This is a genomic window from Chitinibacter tainanensis DSM 15459 (genome assembly GCF_000429785.1).
Taxonomy (GTDB): Bacteria; Pseudomonadota; Gammaproteobacteria; order Burkholderiales; family Chitinibacteraceae; genus Chitinibacter; species Chitinibacter tainanensis.
Genome location: NZ_AUCN01000019.1, coordinates 135,363 through 160,425 on the forward strand (window position 1 = coordinate 135,363; position 25,063 = coordinate 160,425).

At 55.9% G+C, this 25,063-nt stretch carries 21 protein-coding genes and 2 tRNA genes; 12 read left to right on the forward strand and 11 right to left on the reverse strand.

Features of this window, described 5'->3' with window-relative positions; genetic code table 11:
• The first annotated feature begins 25 nt into the window (after window positions 1-25).
• The 3 genes from G482_RS0108130 to G482_RS0108140 all read left to right on the forward strand — a co-directional run bounded on the left by G482_RS0108130 (window position 26) and on the right by G482_RS0108140 (window position 2,651).
• A complete protein-coding gene (locus G482_RS0108130; protein WP_028449624.1) occupies window positions 26-850 on the forward strand; it encodes an HDOD domain-containing protein in 825 nt (274 codons plus the stop codon).
• Between the two features lie 205 nt (window positions 851-1,055).
• Window positions 1,056-1,757, forward strand: a complete 702-nt coding sequence (locus G482_RS0108135; RefSeq protein WP_052190440.1) for a basic amino acid ABC transporter substrate-binding protein — start codon at window positions 1,056-1,058, stop codon at window positions 1,755-1,757.
• Window positions 1,758-1,850: 93 nt separating this feature from the next.
• Complete coding sequence (locus G482_RS0108140) at window positions 1,851-2,651, forward strand: amino acid ABC transporter permease (protein WP_051258841.1); 801 nt, start codon at window positions 1,851-1,853, stop codon at window positions 2,649-2,651.
• A gap of 120 nt (window positions 2,652-2,771) precedes the next feature.
• On the opposite strand, the gene G482_RS0108145 is transcribed toward G482_RS0108140, so the two are convergent.
• The gene (locus G482_RS0108145) at window positions 2,772-3,698 is read right to left on the reverse strand and encodes a LysR family transcriptional regulator (protein WP_028449627.1); all 927 of its coding nucleotides are present in this window, start codon (window positions 3,696-3,698) and stop codon (window positions 2,772-2,774) included.
• Window positions 3,699-3,794: 96 nt separating this feature from the next.
• Complete coding sequence (locus G482_RS0108150; RefSeq protein ID WP_028449628.1) at window positions 3,795-5,027, reverse strand: DUF1615 domain-containing protein; 1,233 nt, start codon at window positions 5,025-5,027, stop codon at window positions 3,795-3,797.
• Between the two features lie 193 nt (window positions 5,028-5,220).
• Between G482_RS0108150 and infA the strand changes: the two genes are divergently transcribed.
• Window positions 5,221-5,484, forward strand: coding sequence for a translation initiation factor IF-1 (gene infA / locus G482_RS0108155; RefSeq protein WP_028449629.1), 264 nt, complete (start codon window positions 5,221-5,223; stop codon window positions 5,482-5,484).
• A 187-nt stretch (window positions 5,485-5,671) separates the two neighbouring features.
• Here the strand turns inward: infA and G482_RS0108160 are convergent, their stop codons facing one another.
• Entirely contained in the window at window positions 5,672-7,276 is a 1,605-nt protein-coding gene (locus tag G482_RS0108160; protein ID WP_028449630.1) for an ABC-F family ATPase, read from the reverse strand.
• A gap of 277 nt (window positions 7,277-7,553) precedes the next feature.
• Between G482_RS0108160 and G482_RS0108165 the strand changes: the two genes are divergently transcribed.
• The 6 genes from G482_RS0108165 to G482_RS19530 all read left to right on the forward strand — a co-directional run bounded on the left by G482_RS0108165 (window position 7,554) and on the right by G482_RS19530 (window position 12,730).
• Window positions 7,554-9,068 carry a cyclic-di-GMP receptor FimW-related protein gene (locus G482_RS0108165; RefSeq protein WP_028449631.1) on the forward strand — a complete coding sequence of 505 codons (1,515 nt, stop codon included), beginning with the start codon at window positions 7,554-7,556 and terminating at the stop codon, window positions 9,066-9,068.
• A gap of 73 nt (window positions 9,069-9,141) precedes the next feature.
• Window positions 9,142-9,231: transfer RNA gene (locus G482_RS0108170), tRNA-Ser, on the forward strand.
• Between the two features lie 66 nt (window positions 9,232-9,297).
• Window positions 9,298-9,387: transfer RNA gene (locus G482_RS0108175), tRNA-Ser, on the forward strand.
• Between the two features lie 311 nt (window positions 9,388-9,698).
• A complete protein-coding gene (gene groES, locus G482_RS0108180; RefSeq protein WP_028449632.1) occupies window positions 9,699-9,986 on the forward strand; it encodes a co-chaperone GroES in 288 nt (95 codons plus the stop codon).
• 72 nt (window positions 9,987-10,058) lie between these two features.
• Window positions 10,059-11,696 (forward strand): chaperonin GroEL, encoded by a 1,638-nt coding sequence (groL, locus tag G482_RS0108185; RefSeq protein ID WP_028449633.1) that lies wholly within the window; start codon window positions 10,059-10,061, stop codon window positions 11,694-11,696.
• 128 nt (window positions 11,697-11,824) lie between these two features.
• Entirely contained in the window at window positions 11,825-12,730 is a 906-nt protein-coding gene (locus G482_RS19530; protein WP_051258842.1) for an ankyrin repeat domain-containing protein, read from the forward strand.
• Between the two features lie 27 nt (window positions 12,731-12,757).
• Here the strand turns inward: G482_RS19530 and G482_RS0108195 are convergent, their stop codons facing one another.
• The 5 genes from G482_RS0108195 to G482_RS0108215 form a co-directional block, all read right to left on the reverse strand.
• Window positions 12,758-13,213 carry an acyl-CoA thioesterase gene (locus G482_RS0108195; protein WP_028449634.1) on the reverse strand — a complete coding sequence of 152 codons (456 nt, stop codon included), beginning with the start codon at window positions 13,211-13,213 and terminating at the stop codon, window positions 12,758-12,760.
• Window positions 13,214-13,325: 112 nt separating this feature from the next.
• Window positions 13,326-14,291 (reverse strand): lipoyl synthase, encoded by a 966-nt coding sequence (lipA, locus tag G482_RS0108200; RefSeq protein WP_028449635.1) that lies wholly within the window; start codon window positions 14,289-14,291, stop codon window positions 13,326-13,328.
• Window positions 14,292-14,335: 44 nt separating this feature from the next.
• Complete coding sequence (lipB, locus tag G482_RS0108205; protein WP_211227596.1) at window positions 14,336-14,974, reverse strand: lipoyl(octanoyl) transferase LipB; 639 nt, start codon at window positions 14,972-14,974, stop codon at window positions 14,336-14,338.
• A 95-nt stretch (window positions 14,975-15,069) separates the two neighbouring features.
• Window positions 15,070-15,366 (reverse strand): YbeD family protein, encoded by a 297-nt coding sequence (locus G482_RS0108210; protein WP_034619277.1) that lies wholly within the window; start codon window positions 15,364-15,366, stop codon window positions 15,070-15,072.
• Window positions 15,367-15,376: 10 nt separating this feature from the next.
• On the reverse strand, window positions 15,377-16,267 hold the full coding sequence (locus tag G482_RS0108215) for a D-amino acid aminotransferase (protein WP_034619278.1): 891 nt from the start codon (window positions 16,265-16,267) through the stop codon (window positions 15,377-15,379).
• Between the two features lie 170 nt (window positions 16,268-16,437).
• Between G482_RS0108215 and G482_RS0108220 the strand changes: the two genes are divergently transcribed.
• Window positions 16,438-16,704 (forward strand): acyl-CoA-binding protein, encoded by a 267-nt coding sequence (locus tag G482_RS0108220; RefSeq protein WP_028449639.1) that lies wholly within the window; start codon window positions 16,438-16,440, stop codon window positions 16,702-16,704.
• 64 nt (window positions 16,705-16,768) lie between these two features.
• Here the strand turns inward: G482_RS0108220 and G482_RS19535 are convergent, their stop codons facing one another.
• Entirely contained in the window at window positions 16,769-19,855 is a 3,087-nt protein-coding gene (locus G482_RS19535; protein WP_051258843.1) for a bifunctional diguanylate cyclase/phosphodiesterase, read from the reverse strand.
• A gap of 195 nt (window positions 19,856-20,050) precedes the next feature.
• Between G482_RS19535 and G482_RS0108230 the strand changes: the two genes are divergently transcribed.
• Window positions 20,051-20,665, forward strand: coding sequence for a LysE family translocator (locus G482_RS0108230; protein WP_028449640.1), 615 nt, complete (start codon window positions 20,051-20,053; stop codon window positions 20,663-20,665).
• A gap of 67 nt (window positions 20,666-20,732) precedes the next feature.
• Here the strand turns inward: G482_RS0108230 and G482_RS0108235 are convergent, their stop codons facing one another.
• Both G482_RS0108235 and G482_RS0108240 read right to left on the reverse strand, forming a co-directional pair.
• Window positions 20,733-23,792: an efflux RND transporter permease subunit gene (locus tag G482_RS0108235; RefSeq protein ID WP_028449641.1), complete on the reverse strand. Its 3,060-nt coding sequence runs from the start codon at window positions 23,790-23,792 to the stop codon at window positions 20,733-20,735.
• Between the two features lie 75 nt (window positions 23,793-23,867).
• On the reverse strand, window positions 23,868-25,007 hold the full coding sequence (locus tag G482_RS0108240; protein ID WP_081986734.1) for an efflux RND transporter periplasmic adaptor subunit: 1,140 nt from the start codon (window positions 25,005-25,007) through the stop codon (window positions 23,868-23,870).
• Window positions 25,008-25,063: the final 56 nt, after the last annotated feature.

The following is a 25,063-nucleotide window of genomic DNA, read 5'->3' on the forward strand; positions in this document are numbered from 1 at the left end:
AAAACAAAGCCACGGGAGTGTCGCCATGAAATTGGAAGAAGTGTTCGAGCAAACCCATAAACTGCCCACCATTCCAAAAGTCGTGCAGGAATTAATCGATAGTTTCAGCAACGACGACATTGATATCGATACGATTGCCAAAAAGATTTCTCTAGATCAAGTCATCACTGCCAAAGTGCTGCGCTTAGCCAACTCAGCCCATTTTGGTGCTAGCCGCCAGATTGGCTCGGTGCAGGAAGCTGTGGTCGTACTGGGTTTTAACACCGTGCGCACCTTGGTGGTGGCATCCGGCATTACCGGCGCTTTTGTTGCCACCCCCGGTTTTGATCGTAAAAAATTCTGGCGCAGCAGCCTGCAAGTGGCCACGCTGGCCAAATGGCTGGCGAAACCCGCCAAGATCAATGGCGAAGTGGCTTTCACCGCCGGCATGATTCATAACATTGGTGAAATGCTGATTCATATCGTAGCCCCTGAGCTGGCGGTTAAAATCGATCAGTTCGTAGAAAATGGTGCTGATCGTGTTGCGCTCGAAGGCAATAATATTGGCTTCGATTACGTCATGGTCGGCGAAGAGCTGGCGCGGCGCTGGAATTTCCCACCTGCCATTCAGCAAGCGCTGAAATACCAAAATGCCCCCGCGGCGCAAGAGCCGACCGACAAACTCACAGCCACCCTGCATTTGGCAAAAATAATTGCCCGCCAACAGGCCAATGATGCTAGCCAAGAAGAAATCGCGGCGGCCCTGCCGGCTGATAGCCTCGCGATTGCCGGGCTAAACCCCGCCGAGTTGCAAGAAAAACTGATTGAAATCGACGAATTGTCGAGCGGGCTGGAAGAATTAATTGCCTGAGCGACTTCTCAGCGTAAAATGCTGGGCAAGTCTGCCGACGAAATAGGGAAACACCTGATTATCGGATTCGGCAAACCTTACTAGCATCGGGGCAGAGATTGGCAAACCTCGTGTGTGCCTTCCTGCCCCTTTTTTCGACCTGCAGGAGACGACAACAATGCGCAAAAGTTTTACTTTTCTAGCCACGGCTTTACTCGCCGGTCTGATGTTCAACACCTCAGCTCAAGCAGCCAAAACTTACCAAGTGGGCACCGATGCTGCATACGCTCCTTTTGAATCGCAAAACGAGAAAAAAGAGATCGTCGGCTTTGATATCGAAGTACTGAAAGCCATCGCTGCCAAAGGCGGTTTTCAGGTGAAATTTATCAACACCCCTTGGGAAGGCATTTTTGCTTCGCTGAACAACGGCGACCGCGACATTGTCATCTCTGCAGTAACCATCACCCCTGAACGCAAACAGACCATGGATTTTTCGGAGCCCTACTTCGAAGCCAAGCAGCTGATTGCGGTCAACAACAGCAGCAAAATCAACAAACTGGCTGATCTGAAAGGCAAAAAGATCGGTGTTCAGACTGGTACAACTGGTGATGAAGCAGCCCAAAAGCTGCTCGGTAAAACCAGCCCAAACATCAAACGCTTTGAATCAACTCCGCTGGCTATTCAAGAGCTGCAAAGCGGTGGTGTTGATGCCGTGATCGCCGACAATGGCGTCGTGGTTAACTTCATTGCCAACAACGGCAAAGGCAAACTGCGCACCATCGATGATGCCAGCTTCGCCAAAGAGTACTACGGCATTGCCGTGAAAAAGGGCAACAAAGCCTTGCTGGAGCAGATCAACAAAGGTCTGGCCGCCATCAAAGCTGACGGCACTTACGACAAAATCTACAAGCAATACTTCGGCAAATAAGCCGCTGGTTTAGCCCACGGCTCAGCGCCAGCCCGACAAAGCGCAACTTCGGTTGTGCTTTGTCGTCTCTGTTCGCGCGTAATTGGTAAGACTATGGACTTCATTCAATTTTGGGAACAGGTACAACACACAGTACCGCTGTTGCAGCATTTCCAGCTGCAGATGGTCTGGGAATACCGCGACCTGTTCATCGATGGCGTCAAAATGACGCTGGGGATCACCCTTGTGGCCGTGGTGCTCGGCACCCTGATCGGGCTGTTTGCCGGCATGGCGCGCCTGGCGGAGGTGAAGCATGGCCCGTGGAAATACCCGGTGAAGTTTCTGCTGCGCTGGCCAGCGGCCGCGTACGTCACTTTTTTCCGTGGCACACCACTATTTGTGCAGATCTTGCTCACGCATTTTGCGGTAATGCCGGTACTGGTACACCCCGATAGTGGCCTGCTGCTACAAGGCGAACTCGCCAGTACTTTGCGTCAGGACTATGGTGCATTTCTCTCTGGCCTGGTGGCCCTCACACTGAATGCCGGCGCCTACATTACCGAGATTTTCCGTGCGGGCATTCAATCGATTGCCAAAGGCCAATTTGAAGCGGCCCGCTCGCTGGGGATGACCTACGGCCAAACGATGCGCTTTATCATCGTGCCGCAAGCCTTCCGCCGTATGCTGCCGCCGCTGGGCAACGAAGCGATTATGCTGCTGAAAGACAGCTCGCTGGTCTCGGCCATTGGCCTAGCCGAGCTCGCCTACGCCGCGCGTACCGTCGCTGGGGCATATTCGCGCTATTGGGAGCCGTATCTAACGATTTCCTTCCTGTATCTGATTATGACTTTGTTGCTGGCCGCTGGGGTAAACCACCTTGAGCGTCGCTACCAGCAAAGCGGCGGCATTCACTAAGCCGCAGCACAGCCAAACAAAAACCCGCCAACTAGCGGGTTTTTGTTTATGAGCAATGCGATATACCTAGCCATGTATTACCCCAAAATCAAATCAACACAGGCATCGCAGGGCAATACCCTAGCGAATGTGCGGCATTTGGATTTCGTCGGTACTATGCGCATTCGCCGTAAATTGCTGACACAGCGCCATAAACGCGGCCATGCTCGGCGTTTGATATTTCTGCTTATGCGCCACAAAGTGAAAACGCCGCGCCAAGTCGAGTCCTTCCACTGCCAGCGGCACCAAGCTCCCCCGGCGGAAAGCATCTTTTAGCGCCAGGCGGGAAATGCACCCAATCCCCAAACCCGACTCAACCGCACGCTTAATCGCTTCGGTGTGCTCGAGTTCCAGCCGGATATCTAGCCGAGAAAGCGCATGGCGCATGGCAAATTCAAACGTCTGCCGTGTACCGGAACCCAGCTCGCGCACAATCCAAGCCGCGCCCACTAGGTCTTCGAAACTCACCTGCGCTTGCTGGGCCAGCGGGTGCTCCGGCGCGGCAAAGACCACCAACTCATCCGGCACCCACGGGGTCACCAGCAAATCCGGATGCTGGCAATCGCCCTCAATCAAGCCCAAATCCAGCTCAAAATGCGCCACTTGCTGCACGATGGTGGCGGTATTGTGCACCGCCAAGCTCACCCGGCTCCCGGGGTGCTGGCGCATAAAATCCCCAATAAGCAAGGTCGCCAGATAATTGCCAATGGTCAGCGAAGCGCCCACCCGCAAAGGCCCTAGGCCCACTTGCCCCGCCAGCATGGCATCCACACTCTGCGCGCGATCCAAGAGCTCAATCGCGCGTGGCAGCAGTTGTGCGCCCAGTTCATTGAGCTGCAAGCGTTTACCCACGCGATCAAACAGACGGATTTCATACTGCCGCTCCAACTCGGCCAGCGCGGTGCTGGTCGCCGATTGCGAGAGTTTCAGTTGCTCGGCAGCCCGCGACACACTCTCGCCCTGCCCTACAGCGACAAACACTTCCAACTGGCGGAGGGTAAACTTCATTTCAAGGCCTTCTATAAATTGGAAATAATTTATCCAAATTATAAATAAGGGTGCCAAGCAGCGCAAACGCAGCTACCTCGCTGCGCTGGCGACGGTTTACTTCAAGCGCTCCAGGCACAGGCCATACCGCCAGTTCACCCGATTAGCAAACCATTCCGTCGTGAGTTTGCGGGTGATTTTCGGGCTTTTCAGGTCAATCTGCGGCATGCTGGCGCGCGGATATTTCTGGCCATTTTTTTCCGCCAGCGCATATACCCGTTGATACAGGGGGCTATTGCTCAGACCCAGCAATTTTTCCTGCTTCAGATCGCGATCAATCTCCGCGCGACTGAGCCCTAGCGCGCCAGCCAAGATATACAAGGCCGACTGAGTGCTACTGGTGCCCACCGGATTGCCATCGCGATAGGTGAGTAAATCCCCATCCAATACCAATTCGCGGCCACTAAGCTTGCCGACTACGGCTTGGAATGCCGCATTGCGACTGGCGTAGCGCCCGGCATTAAAATCGGCGAAGCGATACACCATCTCGGTATAGGGCGCCGGGTATTGCAGCAGAATGGCTGCGCCGAAATACACCCCACCGCGACGGGTAAAGACTTCGCTGCGTACACTGCCCTTGCGCGAATACGGATAAGGCCACACCTGGGTGTGTTGCTGTGCAAACTCGATACTCACCTGCATCGGCCCACCGGTACGGATCGGATTTTTCATATTCAGCGGTAATTTCAGGCTTTGCGCTTCGGCCGCCAGATCTTCAAAGAGATCATTCATTTCCCGCTCGGTGCGCAGATTATCAATCCGCGCTTTGTAGCTTTGGCCCGTCGGCGATGGCTTGAGCAGCGCAGTTTGCACGGCCAGCAAAGGAATGCGATATTTGCCGGCCCGCTCTTCAATCGCTTTCCAGACGATTTTGGGCAAGCCCGGCACCACCGGATCGCCCTGCCAGCTCGATTCCTGCTCGATCACCGCCGCCATCGCGCAGAAATTCTCTGGCGTGTAGGCCACTTTCAGCGCAGTAAACGCATCCAGAATGTCATCATTCCAGCCCGCCCGATCGGCGATTTTAGGCGGCAACAGCTGATTGAGCAGCGCACGCGCTTGGGCCTCGCTCAAGCTAGGTTTGGGGGTGGGTTTTACGGTGGGCGCGGGGGTGGCGCTCATCACCGGACTAGGGCTGGGGCTCGGACTTGCCGTTGGCGTCGGGATTGGGCTTGGGGTAGTCAGCGCCGGGGTCGGGCTGGGCGCCACACTGGCGGCGGGCTGGGGCGAAGTAGTCGCACAAGCGGCCAGCAACACGCTGGCAGAGAGTGGCAAAAGGCGAGCCAACATGACGATGATCCTGCAAACGGCAAAAGCAGAAGCTTACTGAGGAGAACTGTGGCGAATCAAGCTTAAATACATATGGTTACGCGCCGTACATCGTAAAAAATGGCGCATTTTTCGGCAAAAACCTGTATAGTTCGCCCTTATTTTGAAAAAATGGCGCTCAAACAGATCGGCGTCAGCCTTACTGGAATAAAGCATGTCAAAAGAAGATGTAGTAGAGATGGAAGGTGTTGTGGCCGAGGTTTACCCGGACACCCGCTTCCGCGTGACCCTAACCAATGGCATTGAGATCACCGCCTATGCTTCCGGCAAGATCCGCCAGAATCATATCCGTATTATCGCTGGTGACCGTGTGACCGTGGAAATGTCGCCCTACGATCTGACCAAAGGCCGCGTCACTTTCCGTCACAAAGACGAGCGTGGTGGCCCACCAGCAGGTGGTCACTTCCGTCGCAAATAAGATACTAGCGACCGTATCGCCCGCCAAGGCAATCTTGATCTAGCCTTGCAGGCAATACCCCACGAAAAACCGAGCTTAGGCTCGGTTTTTTCTTATCTCGCTGTGCAACCCTGCCTGCAATCCACCTACCGCGGGCAATAAAAAACCCGGCTTGCACCGGGTTTTGCGCTTAAAGCTGCTGTTGGGTTTATTCCAAACCGCGGCTGGCCAGATAGTCTTCGTAGCCACCCAAGAAATGCGTGTAGCTACCATCGCCATTGAGCTCCAGAATCTGCGTGGCCAGCGATGACACAAACTGCCGGTCGTGTGAAACGAAGATCAGCGTGCCTTTGTAGAGCTCCAGCGCCATATTCAGCGACTCGATCGACTCCATGTCCATGTGGTTGGTCGGCTCGTCCATGACCAGTACATTGGGTTTTTGCAGGATCAGTTTGCCGTACAACATGCGGCCCTTTTCCCCACCCGACAGCACTTTCACCGATTTTTTCACATCGTCGCCGCTAAACAGCAAGCGACCGAGAATCCCGCGGATCACCTGATCATCATCCCCCGGCTGGCCCCATTGCTTCATCCAGTCAAACAAGGTGATGTCTTCGGCGAAATCTTCTTCGTGATCCTGCGCGAAATAACCCGGCTCGGCTTTTTCAGCCCATTTCACGCTACCAGCATCGGGTGGCAATACGCCCACCAGCATTTTCATCAGCGTTGATTTACCCACCCCGTTACCACCGATAACCGCCAGTTTCTGGCCGGCCTCAAAGATGAAGTCCAGGCTTTGAATCAGCGGTTTATCAAATGATTTGGACAAACCGGCCAGCTCGAAGGCCTGACGGTGCAGCTTTTGCTTGTCGTCCATATCAAAGCGGATATACGGGTTTTGCCGTGAAGACGGTTTGACTTCCACCATGCCTTCTTTGATCTTGTCGGCCAGTTTCAAACGGCTGGTCGCTTGGCGGCTTTTCGATTTATTGGCGGCAAAACGCTGGGCAAAGGCTTGCAACTCGGCCACGCGCTCTTTGGCCTTGCTGTTATCGGCCAACATCCGCTCGCGGGCCTGCGTAGAGGCCAGCATATAGTCGTCGTAATTGCCCGGATAAATCTGGATATTGCCGTAATCCACGTCGGCAATGTGTGTACACACCTGATTCAAGAAGTGACGATCGTGGGAGATGATAATCATGGTGGAATCGCGCTCATTCAGCGTGTGTTCCAGCCAGCGAATGGTGTTGATATCCAAGTTATTGGTTGGCTCATCGAGCAGCAGCACGTCCGGGTTAGAGAACAGCGCCTGCGCCAGCAACACCCGCAGCTTCCAGCCCGGGGCAACTTCGGACATCGGGCCAAAATGCTGCTCGGTCGGAATCCCCACACCCAACAACAAAGCTCCCGCGCGCGCTTCGGCGGTGTAGCCATCATATTCGGCCACTTTGCCTTCCAGCTCGGCTGCGCGCATATAGTCGTCTTCGGTCGCTTCGAGATTCGCGTAAATGGCATCCCGCTCGGCAATCGCGGCCCACAGCTCAACGTGCCCTTGCATCACCACATCGATCACGCGCTGATCTTCATAGGCAAACTGATCCTGTTTCAGTTTACCCAGCCGCACGCCCGGCTCCAGCGACACATTGCCCGCGCTTGGCTCCAGATCGCCACCGAGGATTTTCATAAAGGTCGATTTACCGCAACCGTTGGCACCGATCAGACCGTAGCGGTTGCCATCACCAAATTTTACCGAGACTTTTTCGAACAGTGGCTTGGCGCCAAACTGCATCGTAATGCCATTAGAACTAATCATTGAATCGTGTTCCCTGTGGGAAAGTGAATACTGCGCCCAGCATCGTCGCGGATAGCGGCAAGGGGCTGAAAATACGCCATTTTATCACAGCGCACACCAACGTTTTTTCTAATTACAATGATCCATAATCAAGGCAAAATGTGCACTGTGTCACAGAAGATACGCCGCACAGCGCCGTTCTGGGTGCAAACCGAAGCCGGCACTTGCCGCTGGCAGGCCGCCCAGTTATCGTTGCAGCACAACAAAATATTCAAAAGACATAGTTCAGGAAACAACCATGTTTGACTTCAAAAGTCTGATTGGTGCCCTGTTTGGCAAACGCGAGCAGGAAGGCGTACACAATCTTAAGTCCGCCACCATCATGATGCAGGAGCTTCCGGAAAGTGACATCCTGCAAGCGCAAATCGAAATCGTAAAAGCCCTGAAGCAACTCAATGGCAACGCCAAAATCAGCGCTAAAGAGCGTTTCAAGACGGTCCCCTATCTGGACGAAAAAGCCCGCTCGCTGCAAAACCATCTGGTAGAAATCTATCAGGGCAAAGCGCTGGATGATGGCGCCAAGCCCAAACAAGTGCTGCCTACCCTGCTCGCTTTCTGGAACGACATGGGCGACGCTTATCGCTATTGCGTGAAGCAAGCCAGCCAGGGCGTGCCGCGCGGCATGGAAAAAGAGCTGCAAATCTTCACCCTGCGCGGCCTGATGTATTTTGTTGAGCAAGCCCGCTGGGCGCTGCTGCGCTATATGGAAGTCGATAGCCGCACCTGGCGCAATATCAATCGGCTGTATCTATATGCCGAACAGCAAGGCTTTGCCACCACCCCGCTGCAACCCTATCCCGAAAGCGAAATCACCGACATTCGCCGCGAATACATGATTTTGCTGATGCTGGCGCTGGCACACCCGGAAAAAATGCAGCCGGCCCAGATCGAATTAGTGAGCCAATGGCTACATCGCTGGGCAAGCCGCCTCGATCTGGAAACCCAGATCAAACCCAATCGCCAGCTGTTTGCAATTAACGTTGCGGGCTCCACCCCACCCAAACGGCTACGCCGCGATATGGTGGGTGAAAACTGGCGCTACTGGTTTACCGAAACGCTGGTTTTGCATATCAAGGAAACCATCGAAAAGCTCAATCAGGGCGAAACCGCCCAGCAACTGGGCCTGCCAGAAGAATCGGGCTCACCGGCCAATCTGGATCTGATGCAGCTACTGATCAATTTATGGTCACGTGACACCCCCGCTCCGGTACGCAAATCCGAGCGGCGTAGCACGCAAAAATCCATCAATGTCACCCGTGGGCTGGATGATGTGATTACGCATTTGCGCGGCCAGCCTGCAAGCGGCAAGGTTGAGCGTTGGACGATTGAAAACGAAAGCGCCACTGGCCTAGGCGCTACTTACCAGACTGAACGCGATGAGCCCTTGCAAGTGGGCGAGATCGTCGGCATGGATGGCGTGGGCATGAGCCCGGTGGCGGTCGGCATCGTGCGCCGCATCACCCGCAATGGTGATGGCCAGGTGCATGTGGGCATTGAAACCGTGTCGCAAACCCCAATCGTGGTGGAGCTGACGCCACTCTTGGGCAATCGCAGCTTCCAAGGCGTGTATTCGCCCGAGAACACCGCGATCAACCAGCATCGCTTTCTGGTGTTGCCGCAGGCGTTTTTTGCCGACAACCGCGAATTTCGCCTAGCCGCACAGGGTAAAACCTACCGCATTCGCCTCTCGCCGGCGCTGGAACACACCGCCAACGCCTCACTGGCCAACTTTGCCGTCTTGGAGAAACTATAAAAATTTCGTTTTTTTGCAAAAAAGACGAGACAAGCCGGTAAAACCTTGCTAATATGCGTCCCACTTCAAGAACGGAAGCGTGGCTGAGTGGTTTAAGGCAGCGGTCTTGAAAACCGTCGGGGATGTGAGTCCCCCCAGAGTTCGAATCTCTGCGCTTCCGCCAGTTCTTTTGAAGTATCGTGATAAATCAGCTCTGACATGTTCGGGGCTTTTTTATTCACTCCAAGACGGAAGCGTGGCTGAGTGGTTTAAGGCAGCGGTCTTGAAAACCGTCGGGGATGTGAGTCCCCCCAGAGTTCGAATCTCTGCGCTTCCGCCAAAATTCAAAGCCCTGATCCTGCGATCAGGGCTTTTTGCTTTTCTGCGCCTCAATACCCCACCCTGTATTTCACTCAAACTCATTTAGATCAAAGCCTACCGGCTTATACCCCCATAGCATTTCCCGCATTGCTGCACCAACCTCCACCCTTGTGCCGCGAGCATGACAAGCCGAGAAATTTTTCACGCAGGCTCTTGAAAAACCGCCTCGGCGTCCCTACCATTTAGCACTCAAACGGGGCGAGTGCTAAGCGCTCACTCCGCTAACCAGACAACTGTAATTTGACTGTCCTACTCAGGAGTTTTAACACCATGAAAATCCGTCCATTACACGACCGTGTTGTGATCAAGCGCGTTGAAGCCGAAGAGAAAACTGCTTCTGGCATCGTTCTGCCAGGCAGCGCGACTGAAAAACCAGATATGGGTGAAGTGGTCGCAGTTGGCTCAGGCAAAGTGCTGGAAAACGGCGAAGTACGTGCCCTGACCGTCAAAGTGGGTGACAAAGTGATTCTAGGCAAATACAGCGGCCAAACCGTGAAAATCGACGGCGAAGAACTGACCGTACTGCGCGAAGAAGACATCTTCGCCATCGTAGACTAAGCCCGGCTTTAACTTTGTTAAGGGATCGGCCCATGGCCGTATCCAGTGAACTGAAGAATTTGGAGAAATAACATGGCTGCTAAAGAAGTTCTGTTTGGTGATAGCGCACGCGCAAAAATGGTTAACGGCGTTAACGTACTGGCCAATGCCGTTAAAGTAACTCTGGGCCCGAAAGGCCGTAACGTGGTACTGGAGCGCTCATTCGGCGCCCCAACTATCACCAAAGACGGTGTATCGGTTGCCAAAGAAATCGAACTGAAAGACAAGTTCGAAAACATGGGCGCGCAGATGGTGAAAGAAGTGGCGTCTAAAACTTCTGACATCGCCGGTGACGGCACGACGACAGCAACCGTATTGGCTCAAGCCATCGTGCAAGAAGGCATGAAATACGTTGCCGCCGGCATGAACCCAATGGATCTGAAACGCGGTATCGACAAAGCCGTTTCAACCTTGGTGGCTGAGCTGAAAACCATCGCTAAACCATGCACCACTAGCAAAGAAATCGCCCAAGTTGGTTCGATCTCTGCCAACTCTGACGTTGTGATCGGCGAGAAAATCGCTGCGGCAATGGACAAAGTAGGTAAAGAAGGCGTGATCACCGTTGAAGACGGCTCAGGTCTGGAAGACGAGCTGGACGTAGTTGAAGGTATGCAGTTTGACCGCGGCTACCTGTCACCGTACTTCATCAACAACCCAGACAAACAAATCGCCGCACTGGATAACCCATTCGTGCTGCTGTTTGATAAGAAAATCAGCAACATCCGCGATCTGCTGCCAGTTCTGGAACAAGTCGCTAAAGCTGGCCGTCCTCTGCTGATCATCGCCGAAGACGTTGATGGCGAAGCACTGGCCACACTGGTGGTGAACAACATCCGCGGCATCCTGAAAACCGTTGCCGTGAAAGCCCCAGGCTTTGGTGACCGTCGTAAAGCCATGCTGGAAGACATCGCGATTCTGACTGGCGGTACTGTGATCGCCGAAGAAGTGGGTCTGAGCCTGGAAAAAGCGGATCTGTCACTGCTGGGTCAAGCCAAACGCATCGAAGTGGCGAAAGAAAACACCACCATCATCGACGGCGCTGGCGCTGAAGACGCGATCAAAGCACGCGTAGCAACTATCCGCAAACAAGTGGAAGAATCAACCAGCGATTACGATCGTGAAAAACTGCAAGAGCGCGTAGCCAAACTGGCTGGCGGTGTAGCAGTGATCAAGGTGGGCGCAGCCACTGAAGTGGAAATGAAAGAGAAGAAAGCCCGCGTTGAAGACGCGTTGCACGCGACTCGCGCCGCAGTTGAAGAAGGCATCGTAGCTGGTGGTGGCGTTGCGCTGCTGCGTGCACGCTCTACCATCGCCGAACTGAAAGGCGCTAACGCTGATCAAGACGCAGGTATCAAGATCGTACTGCGTGCGATCGAAGCCCCACTGCGCCAGATCGTACAAAACGCCGGCGACGAGCCAAGCGTAGTCGTAGCGAAAGTACTGGAAGGCAAAGGTAACTTCGGTTACAACGCGGCTTCTGGCGAATACGGCGATATGGTTGAGATGGGTGTACTGGATCCAGCTAAAGTTACTCGCTCAGCCCTGCAACACGCGGCTTCAGTAGCAGGTCTGCTGCTGACCACTGACTGCATGGTAGCTGAACTGCCAAAAGACGACGCACCTGCAATGCCTGATATGGGCGGCATGGGTGGCATGGGCGGCATGATGTAATCGCCTGCGCCTCGCGCGAAAACGCCACTGCCCGTGCAGTGGCGTTTTTTTATGCGCAGAATTTCACTTGAAGGAAAACCTTACAGCCGGTACAGTCATTCTTCCCAACCGCGTATGAGTATGTCATCTTGCATCCGGCGATCGTCAGCCTACTAGGCCCCAATGCCGACTTTTATCCCCACCAGCTGGAAAACTGCTATCCGCGGATCCTGGAGCAGGTGCTGTTGTATTGGGGGAGCGAGCAGCTGGAAGCCTATATTGCCGAGCTGGCAGTGGATGAACGCGGTGACCGCCAAGGCTTCCCGCCCGAAGTCGCCTCCGAGCTGTTCGCCCTGCAACGGTTGCATCAGCAGCAATTCCCGCCCGAAGAGCCCGAGCCCGAACAAGCTTGGGATCACATCGTTGATATCGATTACGACCAAAGCAACGACGACCGCATCAGCACCCGCAAAGAGTTTTTTCATGCGGTAGAAACCGGCAATACGCTACGCGCTTTGGTGCTGCTGAAATCGGGCGTGGAAATCGAGAGCCGTGATGAGCTTGGTAAAACCGCGCTGATCTGGGCGGCCACCCTCGATCATTTACCGCTCGTGGGTTTGCTGCTCTCGCGCAGCGCCAATACCGAAGCGCAGGATGATGGCGGCTTTACCGCCCTGCACTGGGCCGCCGCCGAAGGCCATTTGCAAGCCATGAGCCTGCTGCTGGAGCATGGCGCGCAACTTAATAGCCAAACCAAAAATGGCATGACCCCGCTGATGCAAGCGGCCACCCGTGGCCAGCATGCGGTGATTCGGCTGTTGCTCGAGGCAGGCGCAGATTTGCAGCTGGCCGATCTGCAAGGCCAAACTGCACTGATGCATGCCCTGCAAACCAACCATTACCGCAGCAGTGAAACCCTGCTGCTACAGCTCACCAAGCAAAGCCAACGCGGCACATGGGTGGCCACGGCGCTGCAAATGGGCCTCACCCACAGCAACCCCGCCATCCGCCAGCTATTTACGCGCCATCGCTTCGAGCTACAGAACGGCCTGTAAGTCTGCCGCGCAGCCAGGCTAATCTGGCTAGCGCTGTTGCAGCCGCTGATTGCGGCGCGCTTCGGCCTCCACCCAACGGATGACTTCCTGCTCATTGCTCGCGATCAGCGGCTCGATTTCCAGCGGTGTGCCTTCTTCGCTCATCGCTACCATGGTGAAGTAGCAACTATTGGTATGGCGCTGGGTTTGCGCGCGGATGTTTTCCGCCACCACGCGAATGCCGATTTCCATCGAGGTGCGGCCGGTGTAGTTGACGCTAGCCATGAAATGCACCAATTCACCGACAAAAATCGGCTGCTTGAAGGTGACCTGATCAACCGACAAGGTGACAGCGTATGCGCCGGCGTAGCGGCTGGCGCAGGCATAGGCCACCTGATCCAGCTGCTTGAGCAAGGCGCCACCGTGCACCTTGCCGGAAAAATTGGCCATATCCGGCGTCATCAGCACCGTCATGGTCAGCTGGTGTTTGGGTAAGCTACTCATATACCTACTCCCTGTATCAACCGCAACGCTATATTATTGTTTGTTTACAGGGCAATACCAATAAAAAACGGGGCTAAGCCCCGTTTTGTTCACATCTGAACTGCGCCGGCGTTTACAAGCCGGCGTTATGCGCCTGTTGATCCGCGTGGTAAGAGCTGCGAACCATCGCGCCCACCGCCGCATGTTTAAAGCCTAGCTCGTAAGCGCGGGTTTCAAAGGCTTTGAATTGGTCAGGGTGCACATAGCGCAGCACCGGCAAGTGGCCGTTGGATGGCTGCAGATACTGGCCGATGGTGATCATGTCAATATTGTGCGCGCGCATGTCTTCCATCACTTGGTAGACTTCTTCATCCGTCTCGCCCAAGCCCACCATAATGCCGGATTTGGTGTTGATATGCGGATACAGACGCTTGAACTCTTTCAGCAAATCCAGCGAATGCTGGTAATCCGAGCCCGGGCGCGCTTGTTTATAAAGGCGCGGGGCGGTTTCCAGATTATGGTTCATCACGTCGGGCAACGCCTGCTGGAAGATATCCAGCGCAATGTCCATCCGGCCGCGGAAATCCGGCACCAGCACTTCGATTTGCGTCTCGGGGCTCAGCTCGCGGGTTTTCTGGATGCATTCCACAAAATGCGCCGCACCGCCGTCGCGCAGATCATCCCGATCCACCGAGGTAATCACCACGTATTTCAGCTTCAGGGCAGCAATGGTTTCGGCCAGATGCTGCGGCTCATTCACGTCCAGCGGATTGGGGCGACCATGGCCCACATCACAGAATGGACAACGCCGCGTACAGATGTCGCCCATGATCATGAAGGTGGCAGTGCCCTTGCCGAAACATTCGCCGATATTCGGGCATGAGGCTTCTTCACACACCGTGTGCAGCTTTTGGCTACGCAAAATGTCTTTAATTTCATAGAAGCGGCTATTGTGGCTGGCCGCTTGCACCCGAATCCATTCCGGCTTTTTCAGTTTGGTTTCCGGCTGGATCACCTTGATCGGAATGCGGGCCGTTTTGGCTTCGCCCTTGAGCTTGACGCCGACTTCTTTGCTCGGCGCTTTGGTGGTGTCTGTCATGGTGTTCCCGATAACCGCACAAACTGTACGGTTAAAGCATTGATTTAACTGGCAACTTTCAACTGCTGCGCGATCTGGTTTGCCATTTTAACGGCTAAAGTCGCGGGTGTCTCGTCTATCCCGTAGTCGGCCATGCGCGTGACCTGCAAGCCTTGATAGCCGCAAGGGTTAATCAAGCCAAACGGCGCCAGATCTAGGCTCACATTCAAGGCCAGACCGTGATAGCACGCGCCATTGCGAATGCGTAGCCCTAGGCTCGCGATTTTAGCCTCATGCGCGGCCTGCAAGGCGCTGGCCGGGCGCTCTACATACACGCCGGGCGCATCGACCTTGCCATAAGCCTGAATGGCATACTCGGCCAATACGCCGATCACGCTGTTTTCCAGCTTGCGCACCAGCTCGCGTACACCGAGCTTGTAGCGGCGCAAATCCAGCAGCAAATACGCCACCAATTGCCCCGGGCCGTGGTAAGTCACTTGCCCGCCGCGATCAATCTGCACCACCGGAATCTCGCTGCTAGCGAGAATATGCTCGGCCTTGCCCGCTTGGCCCTGTGTGAACACGGGCGGGTGTTCCAGTAGCCATAATTCATCCAGCGTATCGGCATTGCGCTGCGCGGTAAATTGCTGCATGGCCTGCCAGGTCGGCGCGTAATCCACCAGCCCAAGGCTGCGCACCCGCAGCACATGCGGGAATGGCTCAAGGGGTATATCGACGTAGCCATCAACAATACTAGCCGGCAGCGCCATACCCTGCAGGAGTGTTTCAGCCAGCTGCATTACAAAACCCGCAATACCAGCGGGTGAGCGCGCAAGGCGCTATCCAGCGCATACACCTGCTCAACGCTATCAAAGGTCACCATCAGCGTGGCCGAAAAATAGCTGCCGGCGCTGGAGGCGCGCATACTGATGTGCTCATCCTGAAAGGCCGGCACATGGGTTTGCGTTACCAGCAAGACTGCCGCACGAAAATCGGCCTCAGCCAGGTTTTTCTGGCTGACCGCTTTCACCGGAATCAGCGCCGGAAAGGTCACCAGGTCTTCCAGCTTCTGGCTGGGAATATCGATCAATGCCATTCAATTACTCTCACACTTGCTCGCCACGGCGCATTACCGTGGCTTTATACGATTGGTAAACAGACAACATGGTCTGATAAATGGGGCCGGGTCGGCCATTTCCTACTGGCTGATCATCAATTTTGACGATCGGCAGAATCTCTTTCGATGACGAAGTCAGCCAGACCTCGTCCGCCTCGCGCAGCTCGGCTTCACTCAAAGGCCGCACCGCGAGCGGCAGGCCATACTGTTGCGCCAGCTCCAGCACCAGCTCATAGGTAATGCCGGCCAGCATCAATTCGCCGGTTGGCGGCGCCAGCAGTACCCCATCTTTCACCAGAAAAATATTGCTGGCCGCACCTTCAATCAGCGAGCCATCGCGCAGCATAATCGCCTCCGCGCAGCGGGCATCCACCGCCTGCTGCTTGGCCAAGACATTGGCCAAGAGCGACAAGGCTTTGATATCGCAGCGCAACCAGCGAATATCGCGCACCGTCAGCGCATGCACACCTTGCTGATACTGGCTAGCGGGCGGTAATTCCAGCGGATCACTAAAGGCCAACACCGTTGGCGCCACTGCGGGCTGCGGAAAAGCATGATTGCGCGGATACGCAACGCCCCGAGTGACCTGCACATACAGGCTTTGGTCGGCAAAATCTTGCTGGGCCATCAGCTGAGTGAGTAGCTGCTGCCACTCAGCTTCGCTATGCGGGTTGCTAATCCCCACTGCCGCCAGGCTACGCCCAAGGCGCCGGATATGCTCGGCCAAGCGGAAAATGCAGCGCGAGTAGACCGGAATCATCTCGTACACGCCATCGCCAAATAAAAACCCGCGGTCCAGCACCGAAACCTGCAGCTCATTCAATGGCGCAAAGCGGCCATTCAGATACGCCAGCTGCGCTGGCAATGTCGCCACCGTCATCGCTTGCCCTCTTCTGCACTTAGCTTGGATGGCCTTGATTTTACCGCGTTTACCTGCGGCTGTCCGGCCAAGCTTCCAGCCGGAGCGCGGCCAAGGCTTGGCAAGCGTAGGCAATCCTGCCTATACTACAAAGCAGTTTTTAAACGATCGTTTTAATACGGAGCTCAAGCATGTCCGATCTCGCCCAGCGCTTTGCCGTGGCCCAGAAAGAAGTGGTGGAACTCAACGAAGCCCCCGATGTGCAAACCAAACTCAAGCTGTACGCGCTGTACAAGCAAGCCACCGAAGGCGATGTCAGCGGTGATCGCCCGTCAGCGATCCAGTTTGTAGCCCAAGCCAAATACGATGCCTGGAGCAAACTGGCCGGTACCAGCAGCGACACCGCCATGCAAAACTATGTGGCGCTGGTCGAAGAGCTCAAAGCCAACGACGAATAAGCAAGGCAGTAAAAGCAAAGCCCCGCAGTGCGGGGCTTTTTTATGGGTGCGGCAAAGGGCCGACTCAACGCTGCATGTCGATCGCCTGCAGCACCGGCAGCGGCAGTTCTTTTTGCGCCGCAATCAAATTGCGAAACTCGCCAGCCGCCAGTGGCCGGCTAAACAGATAACCCTGAATCGAATCAGTCTGCGCCCGGCGCAGGAATTCCAGCTGCGCCTCGGTTTCCACCCCTTCAGCCAGCACCGACATACCCAGCGTTTTGCCCAAGCCAATAATCGCCAGCACAATCGCCGCATCATTCGGGTCGCTCGTGATATCACGCACAAAGCTCTGATCAACCTTTAGCTTATTAAAGGCAAAGCGCTTGAGGTATGACAGGCTGGAATACCCCGTACCGAAATCATCCAGCGATAATTTCACGCCCAAGCGCTTAATGCCATGCAGCATGGCCATCACATGCTCGACTTCCTGCATCACCACCGACTCGGTCACTTCCAGCTCGAGGTATTTCGGGTCCAGCCCCGCCGAATCCAGCGCATCTTGAATCAGCTCAAGTAAATTGGCCTGATGCAATTGCAGAGGTGATAGGTTCACCGCCACGGTAAACGGCGGCAGCCCTTCGCGCTGCCACTGCGCAGCGAGCTCACACGAGCGGCGCAAAATCCAGTTGCCCAGCGGCACAATCATGCGCGACTCTTCGGCAATCGGGATAAATTTGGCTGGCGAAATCAGGCCCTGCGTGGGGTGATTCCATCGTATCAGCGCCTCGGCACCAATCACCCGCCCCGAATCCAAGCCCACTTGCGGCTGGAAAAACACCTCGAACTCACCGCGGCTGAGCGCATCGCGCATACTGGTTTCGAGGCTGAGGCGCTCGGAAGCCCGTGCATTCATATCCGCGGTAAAAAACTGATAATTGTTACGGCCATTGCTCTTGGCTTGATACATCGCCACGTCGGCGTTTTTAATCAGCTCATCTGCATCCTGCCCGTCATCCGGATACACACTAATCCCGATCGAGGTGGAGGTCGCAAAATTACCGGCTTCCAATACAAATGGCTCGCTAAAACAGCCCAAAATTCGCTCGGCGATATCCCCTGCCACCAAGGCATTGGGCAGATCTGCCAGCACAATGACGAATTCATCCCCGCCTAGCCGCGAGAGGATATCTTGCTTGCCCACCACACTGCGTAGGCGCGAAGCCACCTGCGCCAGCACCATATCGCCCGCAGCATGGCCCAAGGAATCGTTAATGGTTTTAAAGCGATCCAGATCCAGAAAGAGGAGCGCCAGCTTGCGTTTATAACGCTCGGCCGAGGCCAGCGCGAGGCGTAACTCATCGCGCAACAGATTGCGGTTAGCCAGCCCAGTCACCGTATCGAAATTAGCCAGCTCGGTAATTCGATCTTGCGCCTCTTTCCGCTCAGTAATGTCAGTCATGGTGCCGATCAGCCGGCTGGGTTTACCCCGCGAATCAAAATCCACAAAGCGCCCGCGCGTCTGATACCAGCGATAGTCGCCGGTTTTACTGCGCCGGCGAAATTCAACTGCAAACTGCGCCGAATTGCCCACGTAGTAATCTCGATACGCAGATACCGCTTGCTCACGATCAGTAGGATGCAGCTGCTCTTTCCATTTCTCAAACGTTTCGATCAACTCGCCCGGCTGATAGCCAAGCAGGCGATCGTATTCCGGGCTAGTGACCGCAGTGCGGCGGCCATCCAGCGGCATATCAAATAGGCCCGTACTAGAGGCTTCCAAAGCCAGGCGTAGTTGCTGCTCGGATTTACCGATGGCCTCTTCGGCCATCCGGCGCTCGGAAATATCCCGCACTACCGCGCAGTTGTATTCCTGCCCCTGAAACAGGATGTAGTTCGAGTGCATTTCACTCGGAAACTCTTCACCCGTGCGGGTGCGCAGCGTAATTTCATCAAACAAATGCCGGTGATGCCGCAGTTTTTGCCAGAATTTTGGCCACGTATCGGCTTTGAAATCCGGGTGCAGATCGCGAAAGCGCATCGACATCAGATCGGCTTCGCTATAACCCAGTCGTTTGCAACTGGTGGCATTCACATAACGCACATGGCCTTGCGGATCGAGCCAGATGGCCATATCTGCGCCATTCTCCACCGCTACTTTGGTTAAGAACAGCGTGTCTTCGGTGCGCTCCAGCCGGCGTAATTGCTGCAATACATACAAGAGCAAACCGCCCCCGGAGAGCAGCAGGAGCAAGGCAATCGCTACATTCACCAGCGTTTCCTGCCGCCACTGCGCCAGCACCAGCTCACGATCAATTCCGACCGACACCCCAAGTGGCCAGCCCTGTACACGCCGCCAGCCATAGACGCGGGTCAGGTTGTCGCTTTTGCTGGTTTCCTGAAATACCCCACTGGGTGCTTCGCGAAATACTTTGTCAAAAAAGCCAAACTGCGAAATATCTCGCCCGACTTCCTGCACCGCCTGCGGAAAGCGCAGCAAAGAAATCCCGTCTTCGCGGAATACCCGAATCACCAGCTCGCGATTCAGATTGATGCTGTCGTAAAACTGCTGGTAGTAATCGGGGTTCAAACCGGCGATCAGCAATGCCATGGTGGGCATGTCTTTATTTTGCACCGGTGTGACAAAGGGCAGAGTTTCCTGCTTACCGGTGGGGTCTAATTGCTGCTCGCCAATAAAATATGGCAGTTGCGGCCGGCTGCGCAGTACCCGCACATAACTCACAGTCGAGAGATTACGCGGGCTCAGCGGATATTGCAGATTGCTGGCAGCCAAATCGCCATTCGGATACGCCACGGCAATCGTATTGAGCTGTGGATAGCGCTCAACTGTGCGCTGCATATAGGCATGCAAACAGGCATCATCATGTGCACTCAGGCAGCTGCGAAACACATCGTCATGCCCGATGGCATTTAACGCAAACAAGGTGCCTTCCATCGTGCGGCCCACATGCTCTTCCAGTGCCCGCGCCAGCAGCAACATTTCCTGCTCGGCTTTAGCCAGCGTTTCCTGCCGGCTGCGCCAGATCGAATGGCTAAGAATCGCCAAGGCGATCAGACAGACGCAGAGCGATAGCACCACCAGCACTTTGCGGATACGGGCAAAAGAGGAGCCGGAATCTTCGGCTTGCTGATGAAGGCGTTGTTGTGACACTTATTCTTCTCTGGAAACGGTACGCTGGCTAGCCGCTTGAATATTCAATATTTTTATGACAATGCGCCCCGATTGCAAGCATTGCCACACCGACGTGGCAAATCGCCTGCGCTTCAGCGCCCGCATTGCCTAACTTTTCAGCAGCGCGTAGATGGTGTACAAAGGTAGGCCGACTTCTTCGCGACGGCAATTCCCATGAATTTCAATCTCTGGCTCGCCTTTCTCGCCACCACCCTGTTTATTTCTGCCACGCCGGGCCCGAATATGCTGCTGATGCTTAGCCACGGCGTGCGTTATGGGTGGCAAGCCACCTTAGCCACCATGGCCGGCGCCATTACGGGGCTAAGTATTCTGATTGGGCTCTCGGCCGTTGGGGTGGGAGCGATTTTAGCTGCTTCGGTCACCCTCTTCACCGTATTAAAAGTAGTTGGTGCTTTATATCTGGTTTATCTGGGCATTCAATGCTGGCAAGCAGGCGACACCCTACGCCTTCCGGATGCGAACGCCAATAGTACCAAAGCGCGATTTCAGACTGGCCTCGCGGTGGCGCTCTCCAACCCCAAGGCCATTTTGTTTGCCGGCGCATTCTTGCCGCAGTTTATTGATCTGAAACTCCCGCAAGGGCCGCAATGGGCCATTTTGCTGGCTTCGTTTTTTGTGATCGAAATCAGCTGGCAAATTGCTTATGCCTGGGGCGGCAACCGCATGGCAAGCTGGCTACAAGGGGGGGGCCGCATTCGCGCCTTCAACCGCGGCTGTGGCGCGGCCTTTTTTGCGGTCGGTGGCATGCTGGCATTGGCGCGCAAATAAAGCCCCCCGCCGAAGCAAAAAGGCCATGCAATGCATGGCCTTTTTCTTTGAGCTACCGGCTTAAGACTTATACCACCGCAGGTTTACCGCGCTTTTTGGCTACCCACTGCACCAGGTCATCCACAAAGGTAAACACCACCGGGATCACCAGCAAGGACAGGAAAGTCGAAGTAATCAGCCCCCCAATTACCGCAATCGCCATCGGCGCGCGGAAACTTGGGTCTACCCCCCAACCAATCGCAATCGGCAACATCCCGGCGCCCATGGCGATGGTGGTCATCACAATCGGTCGGGCCCGTTTGTGGCAGGCATCAATCAGCGCCTCAAAGCGGGTCATGCCTTGGCGCCGCGCGACAATCGCATATTCCACCAGCAAGATCGAGTTCTTGGTTGCAATCCCCATCAGCATGATCAGGCCAATCAACGATGGCATGGCAAACGCACTATTGGCCACCAGCAACGCCACAAAGGCGCCACCAATCGACAAAGGCAAAGCCGCCAAAATCGTTACCGGCTGCATAAAGTCGCGGAACAGCAGCACCAGCACCATGTAGATACACAGCACACCGGTCAGCATGGCCAGGCCAAAGCTCGCAAACAGCTTGCCCATTTCCTCGGCATCGCCAAAGGCCTGGCGCGATACCCCTGCCGGTAGATTTTTAAAGGCCGGCAGCTGATCGGCCTCGGCGCTCACCTCACCGAGCGGACGGCCATTCAGTTCCACATCAAACTGCACATTGCGGCCGCGATCAAAGCGGGTGATCACGCTCGGCCCGCTGGTGATCTCAACGCTCGCCACCTGCCCCAGCATCACCTCGCCACCATTGCTTGAAGGCACACGCAAGCGCTTGATGGCTTCCAGATCGGTGCGGAAGGCATCCGGCAAGCGCACTACCACCGGAATCTGCCGCTCCGGCAGATTAAGCTTCGGCAGGGCATTGTCAAAATCGCCCACCGTCGCCACCCGCACCGTATCGGCAATCGCCAGCCCGGTCACGCCCATCTCGGCCGCTTTAGCCATATCGGGCCGGATAATCAGCTCTGGCCGCACCAGGCTCGCGCTGGAAATCACCGCGCCAATGCCCGGCAAGGTGCGCAGGTCTTTTTCCACATTGGCCGTGGCTTGCGCAAGGGCTTCCGGATCATCCGATTTGATGATCATCTGCAGTTTTTCGCCGTTTTGCCCTAGGCCCACCGTCACCCGCGCGCCAGGAATGACCTGCAGAGCGACCCGCAAATCTTTTTCCAGCTCGGTTTTGGTCCGGCTGCGCTCAGTGCGCGGTTTCAGCGTCAGAGTCAGATTGGCTTTGGTCACGCTCGATTGACCGGCCGCAAATGGGTCACCCCCGGCTTTACCGCCGCCCACGGCGGTATACACCTGCGTGACTTCCGGCATTTTGCCAACAATCGCGCGCGCCTGTTCGGCCAGCGCAAAGGTTTCCTGCAGCGTAGCGCCAGGTGGCAGCTCGATTTTTACCAGCGTTTGCGAGCGATCGTCGGCTGGCACAAAACCTTTCGGCAACAGCGGCACCAAGGCCAGCGAGCCCACGAAAAACAGTACCGAGAACAGCGCCGTGAGTTTGCGATGGCGCAAACACCAATCGGCCCAGCGCAGATACTTCTGCATCAGCCGGCCTTCTTTTTCCTCCCCCACCAGCGGCTTGAGGATATAGGCCGCCATCATCGGCGTGAGCAAACGCGCCACCACCAGCGAGGCAAATACCGCCAGCGCGGCAGTCCAGCCAAAAGAGACGAAGAATTTACCGGGAATCCCGCTCATAAACGCCGTGGGCAGGAACACCGCAATCAGGGCAAAGGTAGTGGCAATCACCGCCAGCCCGATCTCGTCGGCTGCTTCCATCGCCGCCTGATAGGGTGATTTCCCCATGCGCAGGTGGCGTACGATGTTTTCGATTTCCACAATCGCATCGTCGACCAAAATCCCGACCACCAGCGCTAACGACAGCAGCGTCACCACATTGAGGGTGAAGCCCATCAAATACATGCCAATGAAAGTGGGCAGCACCGACAACGGCAAAGCCGCAGCCGAGACCAAGGTAGCGCGCCAATCGCGCAGGAAGAACCACACCACCACCACCGCCAGCAGCGCACCTTCATACAAGAGATGCATCGAGCCATCAAAGCCTTCCTGCACCGGCTCGGCCATATCATAGGCATTGGTAATGGTCAGGCTTGGATGCTCGGCCTGCAGTTTATTCAGCGCTTTCAGTACCGCCGCTTTGACTTCTGTTTCACTGGCGCCCCGGGCGCGGGTGATCTCAAAACCAACCACGGGTTTGCCATCGAGCTGGGCTATCGTGCGGCGCTCGGCGATGGTGTCGGTGACTGTCGCCACTTGCTCCAACCGTACACGGCGTCCATCGGCCAGCGGCAGCTCCAGCTGCGCAAGCTCGGCCGCCGTTTGCACGGTGGCAATGGTGCGCAAGGCTTGTTCACTGCCGCCCAGATCTACCCGGCCACCCGAGGCATCTTTTTGCGTGCGTGCCAGTTGCCGGGAAATATCACTGCTGCTCACACCCAGCGCCGCCATCCGCTCGGGATCGAGCTCTACCCGTACCTCGCGGTTAACCCCACCCACACGCTCCACACTGCCCACGCCCGGCACCGAGCGCACCGCGCGGGAAATCTGGTTATCAACAAACCATGACAGCTGCTCTTCATCCAGCTTGGGGTCGGCAATCGTGTACACCAGGAATGGCACCCCGGAAAACTCCACTTTGCCAATCACCGGGTCTTTCACATCGGCCGGCAAATCGCCGCGCACATTCGAGACCGCATCGCGCACATCATCGACGGCATCGCCGATTTTCTTTTCCAACACGAATTCCACGGTGACCGTCACCACCGAATCGGTAATGCTGGTGTACACGTGCTTCACGCCCTGCAGCGCCGAGACCGAGTTTTCGATTTTACGGGCAACTTCGGTTTCCAGCTGGGCCGGCGCGGCCCCATCCAGCACCGCCGTCACCGTCACCATCGGCAGCTCGATGTCCGGAAAATCCTGTACCTTCATTTGCTTGAAGGAATACAAGCCGGCCAGCGAGAGCAGGACAAACAGCATAATGGCCGGAATCGGATTCTTAATCGACCAGGCAGAAAAATTCATTGTCTTTCCTAGATAGGGTATATCGTCACAAGCAGCGGCCAAAAAGGCCTGCAGCCCTATACATCAAGAACAACCTTATTTAGCAATACGCACCGTATCGCCATCGGCCAAAAAGCCCGCGCCGCTGGCCACCACGCGTGCATCCGCTGGCAGGCCGATGACTTCCATCAGACCTTGCGCCTGGCGACCGATTTTCACCCGCAGCTGTTTGACTTTCTGATTGGCATCCACGGTGAAGACCTGCGCAAATCCATCGCGCAGCAAGACCGCGCTGCCCGGCAAGGCTAGCGCCTGGCCGCTGCCGACTTCGATCTGCCCTTTGGCAAACATCCCCGGCTTGGCCTCGTTCAGGCGGCCATTGCTAGCCAGATCGACATACACCAGTACATTGCGCGATTTCAGATCGGCGGTGGGCGCCACTTGGCGCACTTTGCCTTTCAGCGTTTGGCCATTGGCCAGCACCACGCTGGCCACTTGCCCGGCGGCCACGCGACCACTTTCGGCGGCGGTGACTTCGGCCTGCCATTCCAGGCGGCCTTGGCGCACAAGGCGGAACAGCTCCTGGCCGGGCTGGCCCACGGCGCCCAGCGTGGCGCTACGGGCAGAAATCACGCCATCATCCGGTGCCAGTACGCGGGTTTGATTTAGTCGCACTTGGGCGGTGGTGAGTTGTGCCTTGGCCGCCTGCACCCGCGCCTGCGCGGTGCGCTCTTGCGTCAGTGCCTGGGTAATCTGTTGCGCGCTGAGCGAGCCGGTATTGCCCAGCTGGCGCACGCGATTGGCGTTTTCTTGGGCTTCTTGCTGCGCCGCTTCGGCCTCGGCCACTGCGGCCTTGGCTTGGGCGACTTCCGCCTGAATAGTTTCATCATTAAAGCGCGCCAAGAGCTGGCCTTTTTTCACCACGTCGCCCACCTGGGCATTGACCTCGATCAGGCGTAAACCGCCACTTTCGCTGCCAATTTGCGATTCTTGCCAGGCCAGCACATTGCCGTTGGCGCTGATCGCTTGTGGCCAGTTCACGACTTTCGGCTGAATCAGTTTCACCGTCAGCACCGCATTGGCCGGCGCAGACGCCGCGGCGTTTGCGCCCTCTTTACCGCTGGCGGCCACCACCACACCTCCGGCGCCCAGCACGGTGAGCGCCGCGAGGACACTGAGCCAAACTTTACGCTGGCGCAGGCCAGGATGGTTCAGGCTTTGCAGAATCTTGTTCATTACCCTACTCCAGTATCAATATGTATGCTTTATTCATTAAGGCTTAGCTGCATATA